The following is an 11,616-nucleotide window of genomic DNA, read 5'->3' on the forward strand; positions in this document are numbered from 1 at the left end:
CCGCCCGTCCGGCACGTGCGGCACGTGACCGGACACCTCTCCACCGGCTCCTGGTCAAGAGTCCGTGGCCTGCAGCATGTAGCCCCGGCCCCACACCGTGCGGATGGACAGGTCGATCGGCAGCAGCCGTCGACGCAACCGCATGATGTGCAGGTCGAGTGAGTTCCTGGTCAGCGCGGGTACCCGCACGGCCAGGCAATGGGTGAACTCGTTGCGGTACACCACTTCGCCGAAGCGTTCCACCAGAAGGGCCATGAGCTCCGTCTGAGTGGTCGAAATGGTGATCGAGCGACTTCCGTAACTCAGGGTTCCCGACGAGTCGAGAATCGGCACCTGGCGGCTGTCGAACCGGTTCTGCAAGGCCTTGACACGCGCCTCCAGATCGTCTTTCGAGATCGGAGGTCGTACCCAGTCCTCAGTCGGGTCGTTGCTCACCGGAGGCACCGCGCCTCCCTCTACGACAAGCAGCCGAGGTATTCCTTCGCTCTGGCAGCGGCTTCTCAGATCCGCCTGTGCCGGCCACCTGACGAAGATGACGTCGGTGTTGCGAACCCCCACGAGTAAATCCCTCCCCCATACGTGGCTACGAGAGCTGTTGCCTGGCTGTCAACTCGTCTCTGTGCCCGTTGGCGAATGGATCGTGGTTCATAGCGTGCCTCCCAGTTTTTGTTTCATCGGTCATCAAAACAACGAGCGAGGTCCCGGTGCGCACGCCTTTGTGGCGCCGCCGGGTTCGTCCGCATTTCGTGACCGCTACACGCCGTCGAGCTTCGGGGGATAACCCACACTACATCCGCACGACGGCACGACTGTGCTGTTACAAATCTTTTTCCTGACCGGTTGCGCGAGCGCGGTCCCGTCCGTCAGTGGCGGCCTGACGGAGTCGGTCAGGCTCGCCTGCCTCGCTGCTGAAGCGCCGGCTCACCTGTCCCGCACCCCCCTTGTGCGCTCCTGGCGACGAGATCCCGCTCGGAACCTCGTCCACCCCCCATGGTGGTCACTCTGTCAGGGTTGACCACCGTGCTGAAAGAAGTTGGGCAGAAACAACCGTCATCTGAAGGCAAGCTGAAGGAAAAGAACAACCGGCCGGAGCGGTACGGCGCGGCCCGAAACGGACATGTCCGGCAGGGGTACCGGCCGCGGGTGCCGCAGGAACTACCAGGTCACCGGCGTTTTCCCGGTCCTGATCATGCCGGGCGGGAGCTTTCCGTCACCTTTCCGCCGAACGGCCCACGCGTCAGTTCGGTGCGGCGTCTTTCACGTATGCGATCACGTCGTTGGTCGCGACGTTGACGGGGGACAGCGGCGAGTAGCGGTACGAGGACGACTCGCGGTGCACGAGTGACAGATCTCCGACGGCGGCGGCCAGCACCCGCGCGTCGACGACGTACCGGTCCTGCGGGACCTCGTGCAGGACCCCTTCGAGGGTGCCGGACGGCGGTGCGTCGACGCCGTGGCGGTCGAGCGTGCCGACGGCAGTCGTCACCAGCGCGTACTCCTCGCCCAGCCGGTCGCTCAGGATCATGCCCGCGCTCGGCCACTCCACCAGCTGCTCGCCCATGTTCATCGAGCTGGTGACCCGCTGCAGATGACCGTTGTGGCCGTTCGCCAGCGTCGGACCGCGCTCGGCGAGGGCGAGCAGGTTGCCGGCCATCATCGACTCCCGCAGGCCCAGCAGCCGTTCCACGCGGTCCGGTGACGTGTCGGCCAGCCAGAAGTGATACTCCAGCACCCCGGTGGCGGCACGGCGGTACAGGCGTGCCCGGTCCCACTCGTCCGGAGTGGACGTCTCGGCCAGGTGCGCGGTCCTGGCGTCGAACAACTCCGCGAGGTCGCCCGCGAGCTGGCGCAGCCGGTCGGCTTCCGGGGTTCGCCCGACAGACTTCGACGGGTCCATCAGCGCGCCGGGATCGGACCACCGGTCGTCGTCGCCGATCAGGCCGTCGAGGGTCTCCTCGGTGCACGGCAGCAGATCCGGGCCGAGACGGGCGGCCAGGTGGCCGTGGAGCGCGATGAGGGCCTGCCGCGGGCTCGCCGCGCCGGAGTCCGTCAGCGGGCCCTCGAACCCGGCGAAGCGCACCTGCTCCGCCGCGGGCCTGCCGTCGTTGTACTCGCGCATCCAGCGGACGAGCTCGCGGTTGCCCTCGGACACGTTGAACCAGGCGTGGCTGAAGCCGCGTTCCACGACCTCGTCCAGCGTGCCCGCACCGGTGGTGACGTAGTCGTCGACCATCAAGCCCAGCAGACAGTCGCTCTCGATCGCGATCGTCCGGAAGTGCTCCTGTTCGACGAGCTGCCGGAAGAGCCCGTTGCGCAACCCGAGCAGCACGTCCTCGCCGTGGACCGGCTCACCCAGGCCGAGCAGTCGCGGCCTGGTCCGCAGCAGTCCCAGCACACCGGCCGCGTCGACGGCCCTGACCGAATCCCTGATGGCGGAAGTCATGGCTCCCAACGTATCGGTGATGATCTTCAGACGGGTTCGCGGTCCAGGATCTCCGAGACCAGGGCGGCGACGTCGGTGGCCACGTGGAAGTGGCCGCCCGGTCGCACGCGCAGCCGGAAGCCGCCCGTGGTGACGCCCGCCCACTCCGGCAGCCGCGCCTCGTCCACCAGCGGGTCGCCCTCGCCGTGGTAGCAGCTCACCGGGCAGGCCAGCGGCTTGGTCTCGGCACCCGGCCGGTAGGTCGCGTGCGCCCGGAGGTCCGCGCGCAGCGCCGGGATCAGGAGGTCGCGCAGCTCCGCGTTCTCGGCGATCCCCCGGTCGATGCCGCCCAGCTCGCACAGGGCCGCCCAGAACTCGGTGTCGGGTGCCAGGTGCAGGTCCCGGTTCATCATGTCGCCGGGCGGAAGGCAGGAGGAGACGTGCAGCCGCGCCGGCTCCCGGCCCATGTCCCGCAGCAGCACCGCGGTCTCGTAGGCCACCATCGCGCCGAGGCTGTGCCCGAACAGCACGAGCTCGCTCGAAGGCAGGGAGAGCAGCTCCCCGACCACGTGACCGGCCAGCGCGGCCACGTCGTCCACGAGATCGTCACCGAGCCGGTCGCCGCGTCCGGGGTACTGGACGGCCACGAGCTCGATCTCGGGCGGAAGTGCGCCCGCCCAGTCCCGGAACGCGTTCGCCGAACCCCCGGAGTGCGGGAAGCACACCAGGCGGACTGTGGGTGCCGCCGACGCAGCCAGTGTCCGCAGCCAACCCTGTCGCCCCATCCGGCTCATCCTTCCGCCTTCCTCCGCGCGCTTTACCTCATCGTTTGTGCTGCGAACCGGAATTTCGCGGCTCGCGAAAGAGATCGGTAAGACCTCGCTGGCCCCGCGGGCGGCGTCACCACAATTCGACTCGGCGACGCGAACGGCGGCGCCGAGTTCTCGTCAGGGGAGTGCGGATGAAACGAGCGGTGATTGTCGGGTCTGGCATTGCCGGTCTTGCCACGGCGCTTCGGCTGGGAATGGACGGGTGGGACGTGCTCGTGCTGGAGCGGTCTCCGGCTCGGCGCAGCAGCGGTTACATGCTGAGCCTGCTCGGGTCCGGCTTCAGCGCCGCCGAGCGGCTCGGGCTGGTTCCCGCCCTGTCGAAGCAGGCGCTGGGCGTGTTCACGAGCGTGCTGGTGCGGGAGGACGGCAGGCCGAAGCTCACCATGCCGGCCGCCTTCGCCGAGGCCGCGATGGGCTCCCGGACCATGGCCCTGTTCCGGCAGGACCTGGAGACGGCGCTGTACGAGGCCGCGCGTGACCACGCGGAGTTCCGCTTCGGCACCACCGCCACCGACATCGAGCAGGACGGTGAGCAGGTCAAGGTCACGCTCAGCGACGGCACGACGGAGATCGCGGACCTGCTCGTCGGCGCCGACGGCGTGCACTCGGCGACCCGCTCCGCGGGGTTCGGCTCGGGTCACCAGGCCGAGATGCCGTACGTGGTGTCGGCGGTGCCGCTCGCCCACCCGATCGCGGACGTCCCGGAGCGGTCCGCCGTGAGCTTCATCGGTCCCGGGCGGTCGGCGGCGGTCATCAACCTCGGTCCCGGCCGGTCGTCGGCGTTCTTCACCTACCGCGCCGAGAACCCGGCTCAGGAGCTGGAGAAGGGCCCGGTGGGCGCGTTGACGGCGGCCTTCGGGGACCTGTCCGCGGGGGTGCCCGACGCGCTCCGCTCGCTCGAGCAGGACCCGTCCGGCGTCTACTTCGACAGCGTCAGCAAGGTGATCACGCCGAAGTGGAGCAACGGCAGGGTCGTGCTCGTCGGTGACGCGGCCTGGTGCGTCACGCTCTTCGCGGGGCACGGAGCGTCACTGGCGCTCGCCGGTGGCGACCAGCTCGGTGCGGCCCTGCAGAAGCACGGCGACGACATCCCGGCCGCTCTGACCGAGTGGGAGGCCGGACTGCGGCCCGAGGTCGCCAAGCGGCAGGCGATGGCCGCCCGCGGCACCTACTACTACGCGCCGCCGAGCCGCTTCCACGTGTGGATGAACACCATGATGACCCGGACGATGACGCTTCCCGGCATCCGCAACCTCGCCCAGAAGGGCATCCAGCGCCAGAACAGCTGAGGCGCCGCGAAAACACTTCTGTCCGATTTCTTTCACGACCCCTGCCCGGCAGGGTCCCGGCAAAGTCGCTCGGCCGTTCCTGGCCTGGGTGCAGGGGCGGCGACTCGATCAAGATCCGCACACGAGCCTGATGTGGATGAACGGAACCTTCATCCACGTCAGGTCGATGAAGGTTCCGTTCATAGACAACGCGCGGTGCGTGGGCGTGCTCTCATCGGGCATTTCGGGCGGGCGGGATGACTTTGCTGTCGCATGACCCCTGCCCGGTCGCGTCGTCACACGTTCGACCGGGTGTGGTAATGCCGGACTAATAGGGCGGTAAATCTTCCTGCGGACTGCGGTACGAACGCGAAATTCCTGCGTCCGCGAACAACAGCACTCGCACGTTGCATGGGGGAAGGATTTGTCAGTGGGTGCCCAGAACTCCGATGTCATTTTCGTCAGATGGCCCGTGCAGGCGGCGCTGAGAAGCCGCTGCAGACAGGACGGAGTGCCGAGACTGCTCGTCGTCGAGGGAGGTGCGCTGCCTCCGATCAGCAACGACCCGGTCGAAGACTGGGTGCGGCCTCCCGTGTCGTGCGACGACCTGCAGACACGGGTCCGCGCCCTGCAGAACCGCTTCAACAGCCGCCGGGCGCCGTCGATCGACTCCACCGGAACCCTGACCTTCGGCCGTCACACGCTCACGATCTCCAGCACGCAGGCGGAACTGATGCGGTTGCTCGTCGAGCGCTTCGGCAAGGTCGTGTACCGCGTCGAGTTCATGCAGCGCTTCGAGAACCGCACGCCGGCGCTCAACCGGAACTCGCTCGACCTGCACATCATGCGGCTGCGGCGCAGGCTCCTGCCGCTCGACCTGTCGATCCGCACGGTGTGGGGCCGGGGCTACATGCTCGACCACGCCGGGTCCGACCGAACGGAGAACGCGTGATGGCCGACATCGACTACGTCGTGGTGGTCAACGACGAGGAGCAGTACTCGATCTGGCGCGCCGGCGAGGCGTTGCCGGCGGGCTGGCGGCCCGAGGGGACCCGCGGCAGCGAGGAAGTCTGCCTCGACCACATCGAGCGGGTCTGGACCGACGTGCGTCCGCTCAGCGTGCGCAGGCGCTTGAACGCCGGTGCGGTCTGAAACCCCAGCGCGACAGACATTTCCGGCCGGGAGCGGTGATCGCTCCCGGCCGGGGTTCTTTCCCGGTCAGCTCTTCGCGCCCACGGACTCGCAGGACGCGCGCACGACGGCGGCGAGCTCGGACAGGGTCGCCGACTCGAACACCGCTCTCATCGGCACGGTGACGCCCAGTTCGTCGCGAAGCCGTCCGGCGAGCCGGGTCGCCAGCATCGACTGACCGCCGAGCGAGAAGAAGTTGTCGCTCGCCTTGGCGTCCGGCACCGCCAGGATCTCCCGCACCATCAGGTAAAGCCTGCTCTCCACGTCGTTCGCCTCGTCACCGGCGGGTGCCTCGTCGGGCACCGCCGCGGACTCGGCGAGAGCACGCAACGCCGTGCGATCGATCTTGCCGTTGGCGGTGACCGGGAGCTGCGGCAGCACGTGAACGGATGACGGCACCATGTGCTCGGGCAGGGTTTCCGCCGCGTGCGCACGCAGTTCGGCAGCGGACACCTCGGCCCCGCCGACGGCGCTGACGAACGCCGCGAGGCGAGCGCCCGCGAGATCGCCGATCACCACCGCGGCGGCGACGTCCACCGAGGCGTGGGCCGCCAGCCGTGCCTCGACCTCGCCCAGCTCGACGCGGAAACCGCGGATCTTCACCTGGTCGTCGCCCCGGCTGGAGAACACGAACTCCCCGTCCGCACGGCGGTGCCCGCGGTCGCCGGAGCGGTACAGCAGGCTGCCCGGTGCGCCGAAGGGGTTGGGCACGAACCGCGAGGCCGTCAGTCCCGGCCTGTTCAGGTAGCCGCGAGCCAGGCCGTTGCCGGCCAGGTACAGCTCGCCGTCACGACCGTCCGGGACGGGACGCAGGCGCTCGTCGAGGACGTGCACGCTGTTGCCTTGCCACGGAGTTCCGATGGTGATCTCGTCGACGGCCGTGATGGGACCGGCCACAGTGGACCCGACGGTGGTCTCGGTCGGCCCGTAGCCGTTGAACATGCGCCGCCCAGGCGCCCACTTGGCCACCAGCGCTCGGGTGCACGCGTCGCCGGTGGACATCACGGTGCCTCCGACCAGGACGTCGTCGGGGTCGGTGACGCTCAACGCGACGGGGGGCAGCACGGCGTGGGTGACCGCGTGGCGCCGCAACGTCTCGCGCAACGGCTCACCCGGCAGGAGTTCCTCCGCCGGTGCCACGACCAGGGTGGCCCCGGACAGCAGAGCCGCGGACCAGTCCCAGAACGCCGCGTCGAAGCTGATGGACGCCCACTGGAGCACGCGGTCGCCTGGGTGGGGCGCGATGGACGCGGCCTGGGCGGCCACGACGTCGGCGACACCGGTGTGCGTCACCGCGACGCCCTTCGGTGTCCCGGTCGAACCCGACGTGTAGATGACGTACATCAGGTGCTGCGGACGCAGGGGAGCGTTGCGGCACGCGTCGGTCAGGTCGTGGCCGGGCTGCGCCGCGGTCTCCCATTGCACCCCGGGGTCGTCGACCACCAGCTCGGGAACGAGTGCCGCGAGGTCCAGCGACACCTCTGTTGACCGGACCAGCAGCACGGGCCTTGCGTCCTCGACCATGTGCGCCAGGCGTGGGGCGGGGTACTGCGGGTCCAGTGGCAGGTAGGCGCCACCGGCCTTGAGCACCGCCAGCAGCACGACCACCAGCTCGTCGCACTTCGGCAACGCCACCGCCACCGCGGTGTCCGGGCCGACCCCGCGCTCGACCAGCACCCGCGCCAACCGGTTGGCGCGGGCGTTGAGCTCGGGGTAGGTCACGACGAGGTCGCCGAACACCACAGCGGGCGCGTCACCCGCTCTGTCCACAATGGACTCGAACAGTTCCGGAACGGTGGGCACCGGCTCACTCCGTCCTCTCGACAAGGGATGTGGTCACTGCTCAGCGGCCGGTGAACGTGACGGGCAGGCTGCTGTGGCCGTTGAGGAAGTTCGAGTAGATGCGCTGGGGAGGCCCGGCCAGCTCGATGTCCGACACCGTGTCCACCAGCGCGGTCAGCAGCGCTCGCAGCTCGGCCCGTCCGAGGTGGGCGCCGAGGCAGAAGTGAGGACCGTGGCCGAACGACACGTGCCTGTTCGGGTCGCGTGCCACCCGGAACTCCAGCGGCGTGTCGAACTGCCGTTCGTCGAAGTTGGCGGAGATGTTCCACAGGGACACGATGTCGCCCGCCCGCACCCGCCGGCCTCCCAGCTCCAGGTCCGCGGTGGCGGTGCGCGCGAAGTGCAGCGCGGGTGTGGCCCACCGCAGCACCTCCTCGACCGCGGTGTCGATCCCGACGTCGCCGTCGCGCACGGCACGCCACTGGCCGGGGAAGTCCGCGAACGCCTTCACCGCGCAGATCGCCGACACGCGGGAGGACTCGTCGCCGCCGATGATCAGGCTGTAGCAGTTGAGCGCCACGTCCTCGACGGACAGCTGCTCGCCGTCGACGGTGGCGGTGGTGATCATGCTGACCACGTCGTCGCCGGGACGCGCTCGGCGTTGCGCTGCCAGGTCGGTGAAGTAGAGCAGGATCTCGTTGCGGGCTTCCAGCGCGGCGTACGGGTCCGCGTCGGCCTCGTCGGAGGACAGGGCTTTCTTGTTCCACCCCAACAGGTCCGGCCGATCGGCCGGCGGGATCGACAGCAGGTCGCAGATCGTGCCCATCGGGATGTGCTCGGCGACCTCGGTGGCGAAGTCGAAGGTCCCCGTCTGCGTGACCTGCTTGATGAGCTCCCGCGTCCGGCGCTCGACCTGCTCCGTGACGTCGCCGAGCACACGGGGCGAGAACGCGCGCAGCATGACGTTGCGCAGGCTCCGGTGCCGCGGCCGGTCGGTGACCGCGAGCATGCGGCCGCCGGCGGAGTCGTCGCCGCGCAGCAACACGTCCAGCACGGTGCCCCGCGCCGAGCTCAGCCTCGCCGCGTCGGTGTAGCAGGCGACGACGTCGGCGTAGCGCGACACCACCCAGAAGCCGGGGCGGTTCTCGTCGCCCTGGTGCCAGAAGACGGGGTCGCGGTCGCGCAGCTCCGCCCAGAACGCGTGCGGGTCGTTGTGCACGAACGTTTTCGGGTCGGCGAGGTCGAGCGAGGTGATGCCGGCCGTGGACGGGCTCATCGACATGACCTTCCTTCCGGGAATCCGCGGACACGGCAGCGCGGCGAGCCGTACCGGTGCCCGCACCGTCACAAACACGGGCGCGGCAGGGGGCGCATCTGGCGCAGTTCTGTCGGAATGCGATCCACCTGAGGCCGTTCTTACCGACATCTTTCAGGCGCGGACTCGCCGACGACGCCGGACATCACGATGGACGGGCAGGACCCACCTCGGCAACGAGGCGACGAGGCGACGCTGGGAGTGAGAGTGTCCAAGCAGGCAGAACCAGTCGAGATCAACGACCCCGACGTGCAGAGCGTCTGGCGTCCCATCGCCGAGGCCGGCGTGCGCGATCTCGCGGCGCAGTACGTGCTCGCCAGCACGTTGGTCGGCACGGCCCGCGCCGGTGTCGCCGAGCGGCTCAGCGAGCAGTGGACCCCGTTCGCGGACGTGGTGCCGGACGGTGCGCTGCCGCACCTGGTCCGCAACACGTTGCGCTACCTGGAGATCCACGACGTCGTGGAGTCCCGCGACGTGAGCTGGGACGGCGCGGAGCTCAGCGCTCTGACGCCGGACGGGGGTCGGTGGAGGCTGACCGAGAAGGGCGCGGTGCAGCTCGCCGAGGTCTCGACGGCGCTGCTCGGCTTCTACGTCGAGTCCTACGGCTCGGTGCTGGCCAACCTCGGCGGTCTGCTCACGGGCACGGTCGACTACGGCACCGACGTGGTGCGCGACGGCGAGTCCCTGGGCCGCCGGTGCGAGCTGATGACCATCAGCTTCCTGTCCAACCTGCTGCGCGACCTGATGCGTCAGCGCGGCGCGCATTCGGTGCTGGACATGGGATGCGGCTCCGGCGGCCTGGTGCTGCACATGGCCGAGACCGATCCGAAGTTCCGCGCGGTCGGCATCGACATCGCACCGGACGCGATCCGGTTCGCCGAGAAGCGGGTCGCCGAACGGAACCTGGCCGACCGGGTGTCCTTTGTGGTCGGTGACGCCTTCGCGCCGGACTCCTGGCCCGCCGAGGCGACCGACTGCGACTTCTTCCTCGCCGTCGGCGCGCTGCACGAGGAGTTCCGCAAGGGCAGGCAGGCCGTCGTGGACCACCTGCTGCGGTACCGCACGCTGCTCGCGGAGCGGCCCGACCGGGTGCTCCTGCTCGCGGAACCGGACCTGCGCGTCAACACCGGTGACGCCGAGTACTACCTGATGCACGTGCTCACCAAGCAGGGGTTCCCGCGCGACCGCGACGCCTGGCTGGACGTCATCGAGGCCGCCGGCCTGACCTGCGAACGGGTCTACTACCAGCCGAACGTCGAGTTCCGGTTCGCCTTCTACGAGATCACCGCGCCACGGGCGTGAGAGCCCGAGAGCCCCCGCCCGGCTGGGCGGGGGCTCTCGCCGTCTTGGGTCGAGGTCAGTGGTAGCGGCCGTGGACGATCGTGCCGTCGGGGTCGAGGAAGTTCTTGAGTCGCCGGGTGAGTGCGGTTGCTGCGGGGTCGGTGTGCAGTCGTTCGCGCCAGTCGGCGTGGTCGACGTCCAGCCGGTAGGGGATGAACCCGGCCGCGGTGAACCGTTGGTACAGCAGGTCGAGCGCACGGTGCGCTGCCGCCACGCCGGCCTCGTCGTCGCGGTCGAACCGCAGTCCGACAACGCTTTCGACGACGTCCTGGTCGAGGACGTGCAACGTCGTGGCCGCGCGCACGCCTGTCTGCTCGGAGACCTCGCGCAGCAGCCGGTCGGCCAGCGCGATCTTCTTGCCGTTGAACGGGATCAGCGGCAGGAACGACGCCAGGCCGATCTTCTCGTCCACCTCGGCGGGCGCGTGGCCGGTCTTGGCCTCGAACACCGTGTTGCGGACGTCGGGATCACCCGCGTAGCCGCGTTCCACGAGCACCGCGGTCTCGTGGTTGGGATGCGCGGGTTCGGTGGCCTCGGTGTGCGAGATGCCGGAGAACAACCCGGTGGCGCGGGCCTCGGCAGTGATCACCCGCACCAGCGCGGCGACGGACTCGGTGGTGCCGTCCACGCAGACGTGCACCAGGTACTTCCCGGGATCGCCGCCGTACGGGCGGGAGGTGATCTGGTCGAAGATCTTCGGCACCCCGCGGACCAGGCCCTGGTGGACCCAGCGCCGCAACGCGTCTGCGGCGTGGTCGAGCACGTCCGGCTCGAACGCCATCCTGATCACCCGCAACGCTTCAGGCCTGGGCAGGAGGCGGATCGCGGCGGCCGTGACCACGCCGAAGCTCGACTGCACGAACAACTGCAACAACGACGGGCCGAGACCGTGCGGGTACACCGGTGTCGCCTTCTCCCGGTCCGGCCACCAGCCGACGCGCACGAGCTCGCCGTCGGGAAGCACGACCTCCAGGCCCGCCAGGTCGTGGACCCGCTGGTGGCGCAGGCCGGAGCCGCGGTCCAGCGCGTTGCCCAGCACGCTGGTCTCCGCCGCCGACACCGTCACGTTCACCATCCGTTCGGTGCCGTCCAGCAGCTCCGACAGCATTCCTTGCGTCACACCGGGTTCGACGACCGCCCACCCCGCGGTGAGGTCGATCTCCCGCACGGCCGCGAGCCGGCCCAGGTCGAGCAGGACCGCGTCGTCCTGCGGCGCGTGGTGCGAACCGAGGCCCCAGTTGCGGCCCGTGCTGATCGCGTGCAGCGGTCCGGCGCCCGGCGTCGCGACGACCTGCCGCGCCTCGTCCACTGTGGCCGGTCGGACGACGCCGCGAATCCGGCGGGTCCGGAACATGCCGGTGTTCGGCCGGTCCGGCTCGGACAGCACGTTCTCCGGCCCGACGATCCGCGCCAGGGCGTCCAGGGGCGGGGTGAGCTCTGTCATGGCGTCTCCAGGGCGGCCGGATG

The 11,616-nt window shown here is 69.6% G+C and carries 10 protein-coding genes; 4 read left to right on the forward strand and 6 right to left on the reverse strand.

Features of this window, described 5'->3' with window-relative positions:
- Positions 1–54: 54 nt before the first annotated feature.
- The 3 genes from LFM09_RS40005 to LFM09_RS40015 form a co-directional block, all read right to left on the reverse strand.
- Positions 55–435: a helix-turn-helix domain-containing protein gene (locus LFM09_RS40005; RefSeq protein WP_414101845.1), complete on the reverse strand. Its 381-nt coding sequence runs from the start codon at positions 433–435 to the stop codon at positions 55–57.
- 802 nt (positions 436–1,237) lie between these two features.
- Positions 1,238–2,443, reverse strand: a complete 1,206-nt coding sequence (locus tag LFM09_RS40010) for an erythromycin esterase family protein (RefSeq protein WP_414101846.1) — start codon at positions 2,441–2,443, stop codon at positions 1,238–1,240.
- Between the two features lie 26 nt (positions 2,444–2,469).
- Positions 2,470–3,207 carry a thioesterase II family protein gene (locus LFM09_RS40015; protein ID WP_414101847.1) on the reverse strand — a complete coding sequence of 246 codons (738 nt, stop codon included), beginning with the start codon at positions 3,205–3,207 and terminating at the stop codon, positions 2,470–2,472.
- Between the two features lie 176 nt (positions 3,208–3,383).
- Here LFM09_RS40015 and LFM09_RS40020 point away from each other — a divergent pair, with 176 nt between their 5' ends.
- The 3 genes from LFM09_RS40020 to LFM09_RS40030 all read left to right on the forward strand — a co-directional run bounded on the left by LFM09_RS40020 (position 3,384) and on the right by LFM09_RS40030 (position 5,672).
- On the forward strand, positions 3,384–4,541 hold the full coding sequence (locus LFM09_RS40020; protein WP_414101848.1) for an FAD-dependent oxidoreductase: 1,158 nt from the start codon (positions 3,384–3,386) through the stop codon (positions 4,539–4,541).
- Between the two features lie 490 nt (positions 4,542–5,031).
- On the forward strand, positions 5,032–5,472 hold the full coding sequence (locus LFM09_RS40025; RefSeq protein ID WP_414101849.1) for a helix-turn-helix domain-containing protein: 441 nt from the start codon (positions 5,032–5,034) through the stop codon (positions 5,470–5,472).
- Positions 5,472–5,672 (forward strand): MbtH family protein, encoded by a 201-nt coding sequence (locus tag LFM09_RS40030; RefSeq protein ID WP_414101850.1) that lies wholly within the window; start codon positions 5,472–5,474, stop codon positions 5,670–5,672. Before LFM09_RS40025 ends, LFM09_RS40030 begins: the two co-directional genes overlap by 1 nt.
- A 66-nt stretch (positions 5,673–5,738) precedes the next feature.
- On the opposite strand, the gene LFM09_RS40035 is transcribed toward LFM09_RS40030, so the two are convergent.
- Together LFM09_RS40035 and LFM09_RS40040 are read right to left on the reverse strand one after the other, a co-directional pair.
- The gene (locus LFM09_RS40035) at positions 5,739–7,514 is read right to left on the reverse strand and encodes a non-ribosomal peptide synthetase (protein WP_414101851.1); all 1,776 of its coding nucleotides are present in this window, start codon (positions 7,512–7,514) and stop codon (positions 5,739–5,741) included.
- 40 nt (positions 7,515–7,554) lie between these two features.
- Complete coding sequence (locus LFM09_RS40040) at positions 7,555–8,769, reverse strand: cytochrome P450 (RefSeq protein ID WP_414101852.1); 1,215 nt, start codon at positions 8,767–8,769, stop codon at positions 7,555–7,557.
- 246 nt (positions 8,770–9,015) lie between these two features.
- Between LFM09_RS40040 and LFM09_RS40045 the strand changes: the two genes are divergently transcribed.
- Positions 9,016–10,110, forward strand: coding sequence for an SAM-dependent methyltransferase (locus LFM09_RS40045; RefSeq protein WP_414101853.1), 1,095 nt, complete (start codon positions 9,016–9,018; stop codon positions 10,108–10,110).
- Between the two features lie 55 nt (positions 10,111–10,165).
- Here LFM09_RS40045 and LFM09_RS40050 read toward each other — a convergent pair whose 3' ends face one another.
- Entirely contained in the window at positions 10,166–11,593 is a 1,428-nt protein-coding gene (locus tag LFM09_RS40050) for an FAD-binding oxidoreductase (protein WP_414101854.1), read from the reverse strand.
- Between the last annotated feature and the right edge of the window lie 23 nt (positions 11,594–11,616).

Origin of the sequence: Lentzea alba, assembly GCF_047445655.1 — a bacterium.
Lineage (GTDB): Bacteria > Actinomycetota > Actinomycetes > Mycobacteriales > Pseudonocardiaceae > Lentzea > Lentzea alba_A.